The sequence below is a fragment of the Microbacterium sp. CSI-V genome, from assembly GCF_001984105.1.
Classification (GTDB): domain Bacteria; phylum Actinomycetota; class Actinomycetes; order Actinomycetales; family Microbacteriaceae; genus Microbacterium.
In genome coordinates, this window is record NZ_MTQM01000008.1 from 353,237 (window position 1) to 370,746 (window position 17,510).

Here is a 17,510-nt window from a genome sequence, read left to right on the forward strand (position 1 = left end):
GATGCCGCACCGCAGGACTATCGCGCGGCTCGCATCGCTCGCGAGCGGAACGAGACGCCCGTCCGGTCAGCGCTTCGAAGCGGCCAGCGACCCGGTCGTCTGCGCGACGGACGGGTCGAAGATCATGCACAGGATCTCGCGGTCGCCCTGCGCCCAGGTCTCCTTGGTCGGAGAGAGGTAGGTGTAGTCGAGAGTCGAGTCCGCGTACGGGATGCCCACGAAGGCGGCGAACGCCGCGTCGCACTTCTCGTAGGCCTGCTCCTCGAACACGCTCTCCCCGGGGAAGGCGCCGTCGTCGACCAGGAACGAGCTGAAGATCTCGAAGTTGTGGGGCTGGGCGCAGTCGAGCACGTTGTCGCTCGTGATGTAGGTGGTCGCCAACTCGTCGAGGCACGTGCCCACCGGGAGCGCGAAGGTGTCGTTCTCCGCCGGGGGGAGGAACGGATCGAGAGGAGAGCCGGCACTCGACGACGCCGCGCCCAGGGCGAACAAGAGGAAGAGGGCGATGCCGACGATGATCGAGAGCACCGTCATGACCGCCCCGGCCACGATGCCGCCGATGGCGAGGCCGCGGCCCTTCTCACCCGTCCGCTTCACCTGGGCGAGCGCCACGGAACCGGCGATGATGCCACCGATCGGGAAGACGAAGCCCAAGACGATCGCGACGATCGCGACGGTGTTCGTCCGCTGCTCGGCGCCCGGAACCGGAGCCGGGGCGCCGTACCGAAACCCGGGAGGTACCGCGGCGTACCCGGCGGGCGGGACGGGGGAACCGCCGGGAACGGTGGACGCGGGGTAACCGCCGGGGGCGGGCGGGGCCGGGTGGCCGCCGGGCGCGACCGGCGGCGCGGGTGCGCCCTCCGGCGCGTCGATGCCGGACGCCGTGTCCGGGCCGGCGGGGGCAGGGACGCTCCCGGCACCACCGGCCAGCAGCCCCTGCTGCGCGAGACGCACCCCGGCCAGGTGCGCCGCGTCGCGGATGATCTCGCCCACGCGGGCCGCGCCGACGGCGCCGCCCTTGAAGAACCCGCCGACCGCGGAGTGCTCGAACACGGCCAGGGTGCCCTCGGCACCCGGGGAGAGATGCACGTCGAACCGCACGTGCATGTCCTGTTCGGCGAACGCGCCCGCGACCACCGTCGTCCCCAGGCTCCCGCGGGAGACGTCGAGCGAACCGCCGGGCGTCGGCTGCACGGTGAAGCCCTGCTCGGCCAGCGCCGAGCCCACGGCATCCCGTGCCTGATCGAGCGGAAGAAGAAGTCGCAGTTCTGCGGTCGCCACGGATGCCCCCTGATCTCGTCGCACGGCGAGTGCCACGGCAGCGATCAGGCTATCGCCCGGCGGTCAGCGGATACGGCCCACCAGGTCGTCGCGCGTCAGGGTGTCGGCCTCCGCGAGCACGGAGCGGGCGGCGTCGCGGGCGTCCTCGACGTTCCACAGCAGCACGCCGACGACCCGGTCGTCGTCGAGGTAGTAGACGACGCCGCGGTCGGCGTCGATCCAGTCCTCCACCGTGGCGAGCGAGGAGTCGAGCGTGCCGACGGCCTCGTACCGGATGCCGAACACCGCCGAGTAGTAATACGGCGTGTGCGTGTACGGCTCCGCGGCGCCGGCGAGGTTGCGGCCGACGGCCCGGCCCATCTCATGGGCGTTGTCGACGTGCTCGACCCGGCGGCGCCCGAGCAGCCGGTCGGGGTAGCTCGCGACATCCCCCGCGGCCCACACGTCGTCGACCGACGAACGCAGCTGCGCGTCGACCACCACGCCGTCGTCGACGGCGATCCCCGCCGCCTCGGCCAGGTCGGTCGCGACCTCGATGCCGAGCCCGCTCACCACGGCGTCCGCGCGCACCTCGCCGCCGCCCTCGAGCGCGAGCCGGATGCCGTCGGCATCCGCCTCTCCTGCCTCGACCTTCGATCCCGCGACGATCTCGACCCCGGCGTCGCGGAACAGCTTCTCGAACCGCTCCGCGAGCGCGGCCGGGAACACCGCGTCGCCGAGCACCGCGCCGGTGTGGATCAGGACCGTGTCGACCCCGTTCTGCACGAGGGCGGCCGCGAGTTCGGAGCCGATGTAGCCGCCGCCGACGACCGCGATGCGCTCGACCTCCTCGGACAGGGCGCGCAGCCGCCGGTAATCCGCGGCGGTGCGGAACGTCAGGGCCCGTTCGCCGCCGGAGCGGTCGTCGATCGGGAGCGGCACGGGGTGTCCGCCGGTCGCGAGCAGCAGCTTTCCGTACGAGTACGTCTCGCCGTCGGCATCCACTTCGTGCGCCTCGGGGCGGACCGCGGTCGCGCGCGTGCGCAGCCGGATGTCGGCGCCGGTGTCGTCGGCGGTGCCGAGCGGCACCTTCTCCCACGTGAACTCGTCGTCGGTCCACAGCTTCTTGCTGAGGGCGGGGCGCGTGTAGGGCTCGTCGACATCGTCGCTCAGGATGCCGATCGACCCGTCGGCGTCGATCTCGCGGATGCCGCGCGCCGCGGTGTCGGCGACCATCCCGCCGCCGACGATGAGGTAGTCGAAGTGTGTCGTGGCCATGCCGCCAGCCTCGCCGCCCTCGCCGCCCACCCGGGACGGCTGGACAGGCGAGGTGGCATCGGGTAGCGGGGGCCTGTGAGGAGATTCAGTGTCCAAGACACGCCGTACGGCGTCGGGCGGATGCGGCGTGTCTTGGACACTCAAGCGCCGGGAGTGCCGCGGCACGGGACACCGCACGACGCGACGCATAGGCTCGGAGGCATGAGTGTCGACCTCGAAAGCCTGTACACCGACCTTCACACCCACCCCGAGCTGTCGTTCCAGGAGACCCGGACCGCCGGCGTCATCGCCCGGCACCTCGCGGACCTCGGACTCGAGGTCGAAGAGGGCGTCGGACGGACGGGCGTCGTCACGAAGATCGACAACGGCCCCGGTCCGGTGGTCTGGCTGCGCGCCGACATGGACGGCCTGCCCGTCGAGGAGCAGACGGGCCTGGCCTACGCGAGCACCGCGCGCGGGACCGACCCGGCCGGCAACGCCGTTCCCGTGATGCACGCGTGCGGTCACGACATGCACGTCACCGCCCTGATCGGGGCGCTCGAGCGTCTCGTCGCCACCACGTCGGAGTGGTCGGGCACGGTCGTCGCGGTGTTCCAGCCCGCCGAGGAGTACGGCGCGGGCTCGCAGGCGATGATCGCCGACGGCGTGCTCGACCGGTATCCGCGGCCCGACATCGTGCTCGGGCAGCACGTGACACCGCTCCCCGCCGGAACGATCGGCGTGCGCCCCGGCACCCAGATGGCGGCATCCGACGGGCTCACCGTCGTCCTCCACGGCCGCGGCGGACACGGCTCGCGCCCCCACTCCACGATCGACCCGGTCGTCATGGCCGCCGCCACCGTCATGCGCCTGCAGACGGTCGTCTCGCGCGAGGTCGACCCGCGCGATGTCGCGGTCGTCACGGTCGGCTCGATCCACGCGGGCCTGAAGAACAACATCATCCCGGCCGAGGCGAAGCTCGAGCTCAGCCTCCGCTACCCCGACGACGCGGCCCGCGCGCGGGTCATGAGCAAGGTCGAGCGGATCATCCGCGCCGAGGCCGAGGCATCCGGAGCCGAGAAGACCCCCACCATCACGACCGATCACTCCCTGCCGCCCACCATCAACGACCCGGATGCCACGGCCCGCCTGACCGCGGCCTTCCGTCGGGCGTTCGGCGAGGCGGGCGTCGTCGACCCGGGCATGTTCACGGGCAGCGAGGACGTGTCGTGGTTCGCCCGCGAATCCGGCGCGCCGCTGTTGTTCTGGTTCTGGGGCGGAGTGGATCCGCAGACCTTCGCGGAGGCCCTGGCCGGCGGCACGATCGAGCGCGACATCCCCACCAACCACTCGCCGTTCTTCGCGCCCGTCATGCAGCCGACGATCGATCGCGGCGTCGAGAACCTCGTGGTCGCGGCCCGGGAGTTCCTGGACTGATCGGCGCGCCCGTGTGAGGGTGGGAGGAACCTTTGGGGAGGCCGTCATGACCATCACGCAGGATGAGACCCACGTGAACGCGCTGCTTCCGGGGGCGGCGGTGGTCGTCGGCATCCGCTCGCTCCTGATCTGGGCGATCGTGGCGGTGACGATGCTGGCGGTGTTCCTGCGCGGCAGCATGGGCAGCTGCTCGGGCGGCGTCACCGGCAGCGGGGGTTTTCTCGACGCCGAGGGACGACCGACCGACGTCGCCCCGATGTGCGGCTCGGTCACCGTGAGCGCGCACCCGCTGATCTACGTGGCGATCGGCCTGGTCGTGCTGTTCTCGCTGACGAGGATCCTGCGCCGTGCCGACACCGTCGAACGCGCCTTGAGCATCCTCCACAACGCCCGGATGGTGATCGTGGTGCTCACCCTCGTCACGTTCGTCGTGGGCTTCTGGGCCATCTCGACCCTTCGCGTCGAGGACTGGAACGACTACTCGCTGTTCGCGCCCCTCCCCTTCGCCGGGTTCGACATCACGACGCGCCCGATGGGCTGACCGGCCCTGGCGCTCGCGTCAGCAGGCGCGCGTGCGCGACCGCCGGCGGGGGCGACGACGCCCGCGAAGACGGCGAGCACACCTGCGTAGCCTTGTGGACGTGTCCGCCGCCGCCCGCCTCCGCGACGAGCTCGTCGCCCGCATCGACGCGACCGGTTTCGCCGCGCACGGTGTGCACGTGAGGGTCGGCGACGACACCGCGACCCACCGCTGGGCGCCCGACGTGCGCAAGGAGATCCACTCCGTCGCCAAGGCCGTCGCCGTGCTCGCGGCCGGAATCGCGGCGGATGAGGGTCTCGTGTCGCTCGACGCCCCGCTGGGCGAGCTCGTGCCCACCTCCGCCGAGCTCACCCTGCGGCACCTGCTCACCATGACCGGCGGAATCGACTTCGCGTACTCCGAGACGATGATGGGCGACTGGCCGACCTCGCCGCCGAGTTCCTCGCGCGGCCCTCGCGCGGCCGCGTCTTCCAGTACTCCAATGCCAGCACGTATACCGCGATGCACGCGCTGTCGAAGCGCACCGGCGACGTCGAGGAGTACCTGCGGCCACGGCTGTTCGCCCCGCTGGGCCTCGATGAGGTGCACTGGCGCCGCTGCCCGAACGGCCGCGTGCTCGGCGGCGAAGGTCTTGCCCTCCGCACCGACGAGATGGCGCGCCTGGGCCTGCTGATCCGCGACCGCGGGCTCTGGAACGGTCGCCGCCTCGTCTCGGCGAAGACGGTGGATGCCATGCACTCGGCGTGGATCGAGACGGGCAGTGCGGGCGAGGGCTACCGCCGCTATGCGATGGCCGGGTGGGACGGTCCGGGGAACGCCTGGCGCCTGCACGGTGCCCACGGACAGTTGATCGTCTTCGCCGGCGACGCGGTCGTCACGGTCACCGCGAACGATCACGCAGGCGCCGACGCGGTGGCATCCTTCATCGCGGAACGGGCCGCCTGAGAAGGCTCACGAACGCGCCGCGGACCCCGCGCCCTCGGGGCTGACCGGCCTGGAACCCTCCGTCAGCGCGCGAGTGCACGCACTCGGGTGGGGGCGTCCGCAACGGCCGCCCCCACCGAGTCTCAGTCCTCGCGGCGGTCGACCCGTGACGAGGGGGTGCGACGGCGGAGGATCACACCGGCGCCGATGCCCGCGACCGCCAGCAGCAGCGCGGCGAGCGGGAGCACGGTGCCGGTGACGGCGAGCGCACCTGCCGTTCCCGACGACGCGATCGAGCCGGGGGCCGTGCCTGAGCCCGAGCCGACACCCGAGCCGGGCTCGGTGGGCGTGGGCGTCGGCGTCGGCTCACCCGGGCCTGCGGCCTCCGCGATCACGAACGGAGCGGAAGCCTCGGAGGCCGGCGACGATCCCGCCGCGTTGATCGCGATGACCCGCACCGTCCACGTGCCCGGCGCGAGGTCGGCCACGGTGGCGGAGACCGCCGCGGCGTCGACGGAGACCGACCGGTCCGCGCCGGCATCCGAGACGAACTCGAGCGTGTACCCCGTGATCGCCGAGCCGTTGTCGGCCGGAGCCTCCCACGATACGACCGCCGTGGTGCCGTCGACCTGGACCCCCGGCGCCGCGGGGGCGGCGGGGACGCCGATCTCGACACCGTCGGTCTCGAGCACGAACGGGGCGAACGCGATCCAATCGACGTCGGGGGCGATCGCATACCCGTTCAGCACGACCTGGTCCTGCTGGCTGGTGCGTTCGTCGATCACAAGGGTCTGCTTCGTGTTGCCGAACGTCACCGCCCCACCGTCGGTGGTGAGGTTCAGCGGCATCACGGCCTCCCAGAAGTTGGTCGCGGTGTACGTGTAGCGGAACGTCGAGCGCCCCACCAACCCGTCGTGACCGGCTTCCTGCGCCTGCAGCCCCAGGTCGACGACCTGCGGGTTGTAATCGTGGCGGCCCTCGATGTCGTCGTTCGAGTAGTGCACGATCGCGTCGTACGCCCCCGCCGTGTCGAACCCCGCCCCGCGGGCGATCGTGAGCGTTCCCTGGTTCGCCGGGACGGCGTCGGTGATGCCGAGCCCGCCGACGTAGCCCGAGCCGGAACCGTTCGTCAGCTCCGAGCCGAAGCCCTTCACCGCCGCGGTTCCGCCGAGCGTGGCCTTCGTGGCATCCTCCACCTCGACCTTGACGATCGCGGCGTCGCCCTCGACCGCGCGGGTCGTGCTGACCGCGCTCACGCGGGCACCGCCCGTGCTGCGGAGTTCGATCTCGCTGATGCCCTCGGGCAGGTGGATGCGCGCTCGCTTCTGCCCCTCGGCGAAGGTGGTCGCGAGGCGGCCGTTGACGGTCAGGCCGAGGTCGGAGCCCTGCCAGTCGACCACCACGTCGTAGTAACCCGACTCGTCCGCCGACGGGTAGACGTCGACCCGGTCACCGTCGCCGATCGACACCGCTCCTCCCTCGAGCTTCGCGGAGCCCGCCAGACGCAGGGTCGTGGCGGGGTACACCGCGTGCTGCGTGTTGGTGTCATCGCCCACGCGGGTGAGCTCGACACGGTCGACGGTGACACCGCCGTCCGCGCCGGCACCCGGAAGCAGGTTCTGCCCGTCTCGGCTGGTGCGCAGGCTCAGCGTGTGGGTGCCGGCATCCAGATTGACGTACACCTCGGCGGTGCCGCGGGCCGTGCCGCGCACGTTGTCGGGCTTGATCGCGTTGGCTCCGTACTGCACGGTCGCGGAGTCGGCATCGTCGACGAACAGCTCGTGCTGGGCGGCGCGACCCGGCGTGGCGGCGAGCACCGTGTAGCGGTACAGGCCCGGCTCGGCCACGTCGACCTGCCAGTCCAGGCGCGCGTCGGCGCCCGTAAGGCCCGTGACGTCGCGGTCGCCCGAGAGGCGGTAGCCGCCACCCGGCTGTGAGCGCACGGCTCCCCCGGTGATCGCGAGGTCCTCGGCCTCCGCCCACCGGTGCGGCGCCTGCTGCGCGGCTTCGGCCGCGACATCGCGGTCGGTGGCCGGGGTGATGACCACCTGGTACGCGGCGCTGGCGTCGGCCGACGGGATGCGCACTTGCACGGAGCCGCCCGAGACCGCGACGTCGTCATACGCGGCGACGACGCGCGGAGTGTCGGCGATGCCGTCGGTGCCCGAGATGAGGTCCTCGCGCACCTCGATGTCGACCGAGCCGCCGAAGGTGTCGCTCGACAGGCCGTTGACCGTGAGCAGCCCGTCGCGGCCCTGCTGCACTCCGCCGACGATCACCTGCGCGCGGCGGTTGGCGTCGTCGATCGCGGCGATCGCCTTCTCGCGGTTGGTGGTGACCTCGGCGGTCTGCGAGCCCTGCAGGTCGCCGTACCACTTGAACATCCACCAGCCGCCGTTGGCGGCGTTGACCTTGGCCTGGTTGTCGGACAACGTGCCGGATGCCGTCCAGTACGCGGTCTGCGCGTCGATCTTCGCCGCCTCGAAGCTGGAGAACCAGCGCAGGAGGTTGGCGGGCGAGCTCATGTCGTTGCTCGCGCCGTACTCGGTGATGTTGATCTGGGGGACCTTGTCCTCGGCGATGCCGAGATCCCGCGCGTACTGGCGGAACGCGTTCGCGCGATCCGGCATCCACTGGTATCCGCGCAGCTCGTGCCACACGTACACGTCGGGGACGGTGTTCGTGGCGATCGCGGAGCGCAGGAACGCCTTGATGTTGCCCTCACCGCGCCACGCGGCATCCCCGGGTCCGGCGATGCGGGGCCGGCTCAGCCCGTGCTTGGCGTAGACGTCGGTGATGACCTTCCAGGCCGCGGCCCAGTCGCTCGCCCCGCCGGGGGTGTAGCTGTCGGGCTGGCCGCCCTGCTGCAGGTAGCGGTTGTACTTGTCGTCGGTATTGAGCCACTGCAGGTCGAGCTCGTTGAAGGGGATGAACGTGTACTTCTCGGGGTCGTCGGCCCCGGTCGCGACCGCCTCGGTCACGATCTCCAGCACTTCGAGGTAGTCCCACACCCCGTCGCCTCCGGGCGTCCACTCCGACGTGAGCTTTCCGTCCGCGTCGCGCACGTACGTGCGGTCGTCGCCGGGGCGAACGCCCTGGTTGTAGGGCCAGTCCGGGTAGTAGTCCTGGGTGTAGATGTAGAGGTCTTCGCCGTGCTTGTCGAAGAACGTCTTCTCGATGTTGAAGGCGTCGCCGCCCGGGTGCTGCGTGCCGAACGGCGGCTTCTGCGACACGTTGGTCATGGCCGCGCCGTTGACGAGGGCCTGCGTGGGCGACTGCTCGTCGCCGAGGCCGTAGAGGGTTCCCGAGGCGCCGCCGCGGAAGTCGCCGGTGCGACGGCTCAGGTCGGCGACGATGTCCTCGGTCTGCCGCTCGGCGACCGAGACGGTCGCGGTGACCTTGCGCTCCGTACCCTCGACCACGCCGTCGACGGTGAACGTCGTGCCCGCCGTCGCGTACTGCGACGATCGTACGGCGTCCCAGCGGACGGCCGCGTCGGTCTTCAGTCCGGACTCGCGCGTCACGCCGACCCGAGCGGGCAGCACGGGCGCCTGGCCGGCGGTGGTCGGCACCTGCCAGGCCGTCTGGTCCACCGCCGTGACGGGGCCCGCGGTGGCGGCGAAGCTCTGCGCCACCTGGTCGGATGTCAGGGCGACGTCGTAGATCGAGAAGTCGTCGAACTCGCCGCCGAACAGGGCGGCCCACTGCGGCGCCCACGGCACCCGCCCGATCAGCCCGGAGCGGGTGCTCGACTCTGCGGCCAGCTTCGTGAAGTCGACCGCCGCGGCTTCACGTCGGACCAGCTCGCCGTTGATGTAGTACGACAGCGTCTGACCGTCGGCCACCGAGGTGATCTGCGCCCAGGCGCCCGCGGTGAGCGGGACAGGCGAGACGGCCTTCACTTCGGCACCGGAGTTGGCGACGGCCTTGGACTGTCCGCCCTCGTTCGGGACGTAGTAGAGACCCCAGTTGTCGCGCGGCAGTGCGTCGCTGCCGATGATGTAGGCCCAGGGCAGGTTGCCGGAGTTCTTGCCGTCCCACTTGATCCAGGTCGAGACGGTGAGCGCGGTGACTCCGTCGAAGAGCCCGGCGGGGATGTCGAGGTACGGGCTCGCCGAGCCCGACGAGCCCTGGGCGGCGCCCGGGAACAGTCCCGACGCGCCGGCGGCGGAGGTGGGTCCGGTGCCGCGCGCGAGCGACGCCGCGTTGCGCACGTGCGCGTCGAACGCGCCGCCCTTGGAGCCTTCGTTGGCGATGACGGATGCCGCGGCATCCCCGTCGAAGGTGTACTCGACGATGGGGCGGGGTGGGGTGTCGTCGGGCGCAGCGAAGGCCGCGGGAGCACCGACGAGGCCGACGACCAGGGGCACGGTCACGCAGGCGGCGACGGCCGCGGAGACGCGGCACGGGGGATGGGTGTGGGGTCTCATGTTTCCTCGACGTTGAGTGACGGGACACGCGCATCGCATCTTGATAGCGCTTTCAGACCGCGAGCATAGGGTGTGCGACTTCCGACCGCAAGGAGGTCGTCACATTTTTGATATCGCTTTCACATTGTGCTTGATAACGCTTTCAGAATCGGTTAGCGTCCCTCTCGTTCGACACGACGGAGAGACGAATGACGACGATGCACCCCGCCCCCACCGACGCGGCCCCGGCCCCGCGCCTCGAGTGGGGCACCGACCTCGTGGCACTCACGTTCCAGTGGGACGACGATGCGCCCGTGGTCTGCAGCGCGGTGCGCGTCGCCGACCGGGAGTTCCCGGTCCACCGCATCCCGTTCGTCGAGGTCCTCACCGCCGACGCCGGCCACCGGCCCGCCTCGGGCCGGCTCGCGCACACCGAGCTCGGCCTTCGGATGCGGTACATCGACCACACCGAGACCGCCCGCGACGGCGAGAAGACCCTCGTCATCCGGCAGCGCTCCGGTGACATCGAGACGCGTCTGACGCTCACCGTTCGCGAGGGCGTAGCGGCGGTCTCGAGCAGCGTCGCTCTCACCAACGTCGGCACCGGACGCGTCGTGCTGCGGTCGGTCGCGTCCTGGGCGGCCGGGTTCACCGACGCCGGCACGACCGACGACGCGCTCTCGGACTGGGAGCGGGTGACCGGCGAGAGCGACTGGCTCGGCGAGGGGAGGTGGACGCGTACTCCTCTGCGCGGCCCGGACTTCGTGCCCCTCGCCGAGCACCTCACCGGCCATAACCCGCGTGGGGCCTTCACCGCTGTCTCCACCGGGACGTGGTCGACGGCGCACGCCCTGCCCATGGGCGTGCTCGCGTCCCGGGCGGCCGGTTTCGCGCTCGCATGGCAGATCGAGCACAACGGCGCGTGGCGTTGGGAGATCGGAGAGGACACCGCCGGTGGCTACCTGGCGCTGGCCGGTCCCACCGACGCCGACGCAGCGTGGACGCACGTGCTCGGCCCCGCAGACTCGTTCACGAGCGTGCCCGTTACGGTCGCCTTCGCCCCGCATGCCACCGCCGCGGTGTCGGCGTTGACCGACCACCGCCGCGCGACGCGGCGCCCGCACCCCGACAACGCCGCGATGCCCGTGGTCTTCAACGACTACATGAACACCCTCGACGGCGACCCCACCACCGAGAAGCTCCTCCCCCTCATCCGCGCCGCGGCCGAGGTCGGCGCCGAGGTGTTCTGCATCGACGCCGGGTGGTACGACGACTCGGGACACTGGTGGGATTCGGTGGGCGAATGGATCCCCTCGACGACCCGTTTCCCCGGGGGACTCGCGGAGGTCATCGACGCGATCCGCGCCGAGGGCATGGTCGCCGGGCTCTGGCTCGAGCCCGAGGTAGTCGGCATCCGGAGCGCCCTCGCCGACCGCCTGCCGGCGGAGGCCTTCCTGCAGCGCCACGGTCAGCGCGTCGTCGAGCACGACCGCTTCCACCTGGATCTGCGTCACCCGGCCGCCCGCGCGCACCTCGACGGCGTCGTCGATCGGCTCGTGGCGGACTTCGGTCTCGGATTCTTCAAGATGGATTACAACATCAACCCTGGCCCGGGAACGGACCTGGATGCCGACAGCGTCGGCGACGGGCTGCTCGGCCACAACCGGGCGGTGCTCGAGTGGCTGGACGGCGTGCTGGACCGGCATCCGACCCTCATCATCGAGAACTGCAGCTCGGGCGCGATGCGCATGGACTACGCGATGCTGTCCCGGCTGGCGATGCAGTCGACCTCCGACCAGCAGGACTTCCGCAAGTACCCGCCGATCGCGGCGGCGGCACCGATGGCGATCCTTCCCGAACAGGCCGCGAGCTGGGCCTACCCCCAGCCGGAGATGGATGCAGAAGAGTCGACGTTCTCGCTGGTCACCGGCCTCCTCGGCCGCTTCTACGTGTCGGGCCACCTCAACCGCATGACGCCCGCGCAGCTACAGCGGGTGGCCGACGCCATCGCGGTCGCGAAGGAACTGCGCGGCGAGATCGCGACCGCGCACCCGCACTGGCCCCTGGACCTCCCGCGCTGGGACGACCCGTGGTTCGCCCTGGGCCTACGCCTGCCCGCCGCCGATCTCGTGTCGGTCTGGCGACGCGGTGACGCGGTCTCCACGGCCCTCTCCTTCCCCCACCTCGTCGGCCACGACGTCGAGGTGACCCCGGTCTTCCCCCTGGACCTCCCTTCCTGGCACACCGAATGGGATGCCACGACGGGGACCCTCCACGTGCGCGCCGGAGATGCCCGTGTCTCCGCGCGTACCCTCCGCCTCTCGGCCCGACCGGTCCCGGTCGACGAAGGCGCTCGCACCGGATCAGACAGATCACACCAACAAGGAGCAATTCAATGAAGAAGCGGTTCTTCGCCGCCACGGCCCTCGCCGCCGTGGCCGCCCTCGCCCTCGCAGGCTGCTCGGACCCCGGCGCCGGCGGAGGCGCCGCCGCGGGATCGTCGGACTGGCCCGCCCAGGACACCAAGCTCGACGGCACGACCCTCACCATCTGGGCCGCGCAGAACTCGAACAAGGTCCCTGACAGCGTCGTCAAGGGCTTCGAGGCGGCCACCGGCGCGACGGTCAATGTCGTGACGATCCCCGACCCCTACGAGCAGAGCGTGCAGACCAAGGTCGCCACCGGCGACAAGCCCGACCTCGCCTTCTGGCAGCCCACCGCCTCGCAGCTGACGGCGCTGAACGCCACGACGAACCTGCAGTCGCTCGACGGTGCCCCCTTCATCGACGCCTACACGCCCGAGCTGAAGGACATCACCGGCATCCTGAACGGCACGCGCTACGCGGCGCTCATCACGACCCCGGCGGTCGAAGGCGTCTACTACAACAAGGAGGTGTTCGCGAAGGCGGGCATCACCACGACTCCCGGCAACTGGGACGAATTCCTCGCCGACGCCCGCCAGCTGAAGTCCGCGGGCGTCACGCCGTTCTTCGACTTCGGCGGCGGAACCCCGTGGGCCACGCAGTGGTGGGTGCAGGTGCAGCTCGCCGACGCCGCCAAGGACGGCCTGTGGGACCGCGTGAACGAGAACAAGGAGAAGTTCACCGACCCGACCATCCAGGGCGCGATCGACACCTACCAGGGCCTGATCCAGGAGGGGCTGTTCAACTCCGACCTGAAGACCGCGAAGTTCGAGGACCAGGGTCCGGCGCTGCTGTCCGGCAAGGCCGCGATGGCCGTGCAGGTCAACTCCTTCTTCGGGCAACTGCAGTCGCTCGCCGACACCCAGGAGCTGAACGAGAAGATCGGCTTCTTCCCGATCTCCCCCAACGGCAACGTCGGTACCTTCATCCCCGACCAGTCCAACGCTCTCGTGGCGTTCAAGACGGGGGACGCCAAGCGCGAGGCCGCAGCGCGTCAGCTGCTGTCGTACTGGCTCGGCGACGGCTACAGCGACTTCGTCCAGGCGCAGAAGACGGTGTCGCTGCAGAGCGACGTGAAGTCTTCGTCCGACGTGCCGCAGGCGCTGCTGGACGTCAGCAGCTCGCTCGGCGACTCGGTCGGCTCGATGCAGGCACTGGCAGTGGCCAACCCCGACCTGTACCTCAACCTCGGCGACATGATCCAGGGCACCAAGACCCAGACCCAGGTCGCGGAGGCCACGCAGTCGCAGTTCGCCGAACTCGCCAAGGCCATCGGCGCCTCCGGCTTCTGATCCCTAGGGGGCGCCGGGACCCGACCCGGCGCTCCCCTTCCCCCGGGAGGAACACGCATGACTTCGACCCTCGAGCGTCCCCGCACGGTGACGCCGCCGCCGCGATCCGCGCGTCCCGCTCCGCGCGGTCGGCACGCGAAGGACCACCCGCTGTGGTTCCTGATCCCGGCGCTCGCCGTCCTGGTGGTGTTCTTCGCCGTCCCCACCGTCTTCAACTTCGTCTACGCGTTCACGAACTGGTCGAGCTTCAAGAGCTCCATCGACTTCATCGGCACCGACAACTTCGTCTCGTTGTTCTCCAACGGCTCGCTGGTGAATGCGCTGACCGTGACGCTCGTCTACGCCGTTCTGGTGGCGATCTTCCAGAACCTCTTCGGCCTCGCCCTCGCACTACTGCTCGAGCGGGACACCCGGACGAACCGCGCGCTGCGCGTGGCGTTCTTCGTGCCCGTGATCATGTCGGCCCTGGCCGTCGGCTACATCTTCCAGGCCATGCTCAAGCCCGACGGCGCGCTCAACGACATCCTCAGCGCCGTGACGGGGCAGAACATCGACATCGCCTGGCTCGGCAGCACGACCTGGACGATCGTCGTCGTCGCACTCATCCACGCGTGGAAGTGGATGGGCCTGTCGATGCTCATCTACCTCGCCGGCCTCAAGACCATCAGCGACGACGTGCTCGAGGCCGCGCGCCTGGACGGTGCGGGGTGGTGGACGACGTTCCGCGCGATCCGCTTCCCGCTGCTCGCCCCGGCGGTCACCTTCAACGTCGCCACCGCCCTGCTCGGCTCGATGAACGGCTTCGACATCGTGCAGGCGACCACCGCAGGCGGCCCCGGCGGAACCACCGAGCTGCTCAACATCTTCATCTTCCGGACCTTCGGCCAGGGCCTGTTCGCCCAGGCCACGACGATGAGCCTCGTGCTGTTCCTCGTGGTCGCGATCCTCGCCTTCCCCGTCATCCGGATTCTGCGCAAGCGGGAGGACGTCCTGTGACCGAGACAATGACCCTCACCACGGGGCGCGCGCGTCGACTTCCTCGCCGCCGCACGCCGATCGGGCGGGTCGTGCAGCCCGCCGCCGCGATCCTCGTGGCCGTCGCCCTGCTCGGCATCCCGTTCCTGCTCACAATCCTCACCGCCGCCAAGACGCAGGCCGAAGCCTTCGTTCCGTCGTTGGCGCTCCCGACGGAGTGGCACCTCTTCGACAACTTCGCGACGGTCATCGGCGACGGGCGCATGCTCGCCGCGTTCGGCGGCAGCGTCCTCGTGATGGTGCCGGCGGTGCTGGGTGTGCTGGTCCTCGGGTCCATGGCGGCCTGGATCCTCGGGCGCCGGCGCTCCAAGGGCCTGGCCTTCGTCTACGCCGTCGCGATCAGCGGCATCGTGCTCCCTCCGGCCGTGGTCACGATCGTGCTCCTGCTGCGTCAGCTGGGGCTCGCGGGCACCCCCGTCGGCATGATCGGCGTCTACATGGGCATGTACATGTCGACCGTGATCTTCTTCGTCACGGGCTTCGTACGCACGATCCCCGTCGAACTCGAAGAGGCGGCCCGCGTGGATGGAGCCTCGCCCGTGCGGGTGTTCGTCAAGATCATCCTGCCGCTGCTCATGCCGGTGCTCGCGACCGCGACGATCCTCATCTGCCTCTACATCTGGAACGACGTCTTCTACGCGTTGTTCGTCGTGGGCGGTCGACTCGACACGCTGCCCCTGAACCTCTACCAGGTGGCGAGCGCCGGTCTTTACCTTCAGAATTGGCACCTGATCTTCGCGTACATCATCCTGATGAGCCTTCCGCTGCTGATCACGTTCATGGTGGCCCAGCGGAAGATCATCTCGGGCATCACGAGCGGCGCCGTCAAGTGACCATCAGCGGCGGCCCGCAGAGACGGAGAGCGATGGACCCCTCGCGCAACAAGCCGGCGACGATCGCCGACGTCGCCGCGCGCGCGGGAGTCTCCGTCCCCACGGTGTCGCGCGTGCTGACGGGCGCCGCGAAGGTGAGCCCCGCCAAGCGCGAGGCAGTGGAGGTGGCCATCGCGGAGCTGGGATTCCGTCCCAGCGCCGCGGCCCGCGTGCTGGCCTCCCGCAAGGCGCAGGTAATCGCCGTCATCGCCGGCGACACGTCGCAGTACGGCTACGCCGAGACCATCCGGGGGATCGAGGAGGCCGCCCGCGCCGGGGACTACACGGTGATGATCACCGTGGTCGAGAGCACCGACGACGTCGAGATCGACCGGGCGATCGCCGCCACGCTCTCGCAGCCGCTCGCCGGCGTGTGCGTCCTGAAGTTCGACCCTCCGGGCGTCGCCGCGCTGCATCGCATCCCGCCCTCCCTCCCCGTGGTCGCGCTCTCGGGTGTCCGCGAGCCGGGGCTGCGGCAAGCGGTGCTGGACGAGTCCCGCGCCGCGGAGGAGCTCACCGACCACCTGCTCGACCTCGGCCACGCGACCGTGCACCACGTGCGGGTGCCGCCGTCGCGACGGGAGGACGGCCGGACGACCGGCTGGCGTCGCGCGCTCAAGCGTCGCGTCGCGGTCATCCCCCCGCTCGAGGACGCCACGTGGGACCCGCGCTCCGGTATCGAGATCGGACGCCGTCTGGCGGAGGATCCCGCCGTCACCGCGGTGTTCTGCGGCAACGATGAGATCGCGATGGGAGTGATCCGCGGGATCACGGCATCCGGTCTGCGTGTTCCGGACGACATCTCGGTCGCCGGCTTCGACGACCATCCGCTCGCCGCATTGTGGTCTCCCCCACTCACCACGGTCGACCAGGACTTCGCCGGGCTCGGGCGCCGGGGTCTGCAGCTGCTCCTCAACGAGATCGCCGGCGAGACGGGACGCCGCTTCTCGTCGGACCGTCCACAACTCGTGGTGCGGGAGAGTACGGCGCCGCCGCGGGCGACCGCGACGGTGCGCCGAATCGGCTGACGGCCGCGTTTCAAGCCCCCTTCCTTCGCGCCCGCCACGCGCTACCGTCTCGGACGTGACGTTCAACGACAACGCCCGCGTCGGCGGCAATTCGGCGAAGCGCCGCGGCGGCACGGTCGCCGCCGTCGGCGGTGGCGCGGTGGGCCTCGGCGCGGTGGTCTTCCTGCTCATCCAGCTCTTCACCGGCACCGACCTGAGCGGGATCGTCGGAGGCGGAGGCGCCGCGGCGCCGCAGACCGGCGGCGAGCGCATCGCGAACTGCGAGACCGGGCAGGATGCCAACCGCAACGACGACTGCCGGCTCGCCGCCGCATCGCTGAACATCGACCAGTTCTGGGGCAAGACCGTCGAGGGGTACCGTGAGCCGCAGCTGATCATCGTCGACGGCGCGACCTCGACGCAGTGCGGCACCGCGTCGAACGCGACCGGGCCGTTCTACTGCCCGCCCGAGGAGACCGTCTACGTCGACCCGACGTTCTTCGCGCTGCTGCGCGAGCAGTTCGACACCACGGCAGGCCCCCTGGCCCAGTTGTACGTCCTCGCCCACGAATACGGCCACCACGTGCAGAACCTCATCGGCGTCATGGAGCAGTACCCGAACAACGGCACCGGCCCGGACAGCAACGGCGTGCGCACCGAGCTCCAGGCCGACTGCTTCGCCGGCGCGTGGGTGGCCGACGCGGGCGATCAGGTCGACGAGAGCGGCACGCCCTACCTCGAACCGCCGACCGATCAGCAGATCGCCGACGCCCTGGCCGCCGCGGCATCCGTCGGCGACGATCACATCCAGGCCGAGTCCGGCGGGGTCGTCAATCCCGAGAGCTGGACCCACGGTTCGAGCGAGCAGCGCCAGCGATGGTTCGACGCCGGACGCGCGGGCGGGGTCAACGCCTGCGACACGTTCTCGGTGCCGGCGGCGAGCCTGTAGCCCCGGGTCCTCGTCCCACTTGTGGCGCGGTGTGTCCCACGTCTTGCGGGACACAGGGCGCCAGAGCGACGAGAAGTGGGACGAGGTTCCGCGGGCTCCGACGA

Annotated in this window: 11 protein-coding genes and 1 pseudogene; 9 read left to right on the forward strand and 3 right to left on the reverse strand. The window is 70.7% G+C overall.

The window, feature by feature from the left end; translation table 11 throughout:
* Positions 1–66: 66 nt before the first annotated feature.
* Both CSIV_RS08280 and CSIV_RS08285 read right to left on the reverse strand, forming a co-directional pair.
* Positions 67–1,317, reverse strand: coding sequence for a DUF4190 domain-containing protein (locus CSIV_RS08280; RefSeq protein WP_139340648.1), 1,251 nt, complete (start codon positions 1,315–1,317; stop codon positions 67–69).
* A gap of 27 nt (positions 1,318–1,344) precedes the next feature.
* Positions 1,345–2,538 carry an NAD(P)/FAD-dependent oxidoreductase gene (locus tag CSIV_RS08285; protein ID WP_077051369.1) on the reverse strand — a complete coding sequence of 398 codons (1,194 nt, stop codon included), beginning with the start codon at positions 2,536–2,538 and terminating at the stop codon, positions 1,345–1,347.
* A gap of 201 nt (positions 2,539–2,739) precedes the next feature.
* Here CSIV_RS08285 and CSIV_RS08290 point away from each other — a divergent pair, with 201 nt between their 5' ends.
* From CSIV_RS08290 to CSIV_RS08300, 3 genes and pseudogenes are all read left to right on the forward strand, one after another.
* Entirely contained in the window at positions 2,740–3,954 is a 1,215-nt protein-coding gene (locus CSIV_RS08290; RefSeq protein WP_077050926.1) for an amidohydrolase, read from the forward strand.
* A gap of 46 nt (positions 3,955–4,000) precedes the next feature.
* A complete protein-coding gene (locus CSIV_RS08295) occupies positions 4,001–4,495 on the forward strand; it encodes a hypothetical protein (RefSeq protein ID WP_077050927.1) in 495 nt (164 codons plus the stop codon).
* 223 nt (positions 4,496–4,718) lie between these two features.
* Positions 4,719–5,440: pseudogene (locus tag CSIV_RS08300) on the forward strand (serine hydrolase domain-containing protein).
* Between the two features lie 122 nt (positions 5,441–5,562).
* Here CSIV_RS08300 and CSIV_RS08305 read toward each other — a convergent pair.
* A complete protein-coding gene (locus CSIV_RS08305; RefSeq protein ID WP_077050928.1) occupies positions 5,563–9,849 on the reverse strand; it encodes a LamG-like jellyroll fold domain-containing protein in 4,287 nt (1,428 codons plus the stop codon).
* A 188-nt stretch (positions 9,850–10,037) separates the two neighbouring features.
* Between CSIV_RS08305 and CSIV_RS08310 the strand changes: the two genes are divergently transcribed.
* The 6 genes from CSIV_RS08310 to ypfJ are packed head-to-tail and all read left to right on the forward strand — an operon-like array spanning position 10,038 to position 17,406.
* The gene (locus CSIV_RS08310) at positions 10,038–12,227 is read left to right on the forward strand and encodes a glycoside hydrolase family 36 protein (protein WP_077050929.1); all 2,190 of its coding nucleotides are present in this window, start codon (positions 10,038–10,040) and stop codon (positions 12,225–12,227) included.
* Positions 12,224–13,543 (forward strand): ABC transporter substrate-binding protein, encoded by a 1,320-nt coding sequence (locus CSIV_RS08315; protein WP_077050930.1) that lies wholly within the window; start codon positions 12,224–12,226, stop codon positions 13,541–13,543. The genes CSIV_RS08310 and CSIV_RS08315 overlap by 4 nt, the downstream gene beginning before the upstream one ends.
* Before the next feature lie 57 nt (positions 13,544–13,600).
* Positions 13,601–14,539, forward strand: a complete 939-nt coding sequence (locus CSIV_RS08320) for a carbohydrate ABC transporter permease (RefSeq protein ID WP_175627583.1) — start codon at positions 13,601–13,603, stop codon at positions 14,537–14,539.
* Entirely contained in the window at positions 14,536–15,411 is an 876-nt protein-coding gene (locus tag CSIV_RS08325) for a carbohydrate ABC transporter permease (RefSeq protein WP_238592351.1), read from the forward strand. Before CSIV_RS08320 ends, CSIV_RS08325 begins: the two co-directional genes overlap by 4 nt.
* A gap of 32 nt (positions 15,412–15,443) precedes the next feature.
* Positions 15,444–16,478, forward strand: coding sequence for a LacI family DNA-binding transcriptional regulator (locus tag CSIV_RS08330; RefSeq protein WP_077050932.1), 1,035 nt, complete (start codon positions 15,444–15,446; stop codon positions 16,476–16,478).
* A 55-nt stretch (positions 16,479–16,533) separates the two neighbouring features.
* Entirely contained in the window at positions 16,534–17,406 is an 873-nt protein-coding gene (ypfJ, locus tag CSIV_RS08335; RefSeq protein WP_077050933.1) for a KPN_02809 family neutral zinc metallopeptidase, read from the forward strand.
* Positions 17,407–17,510 lie beyond the last annotated feature (104 nt).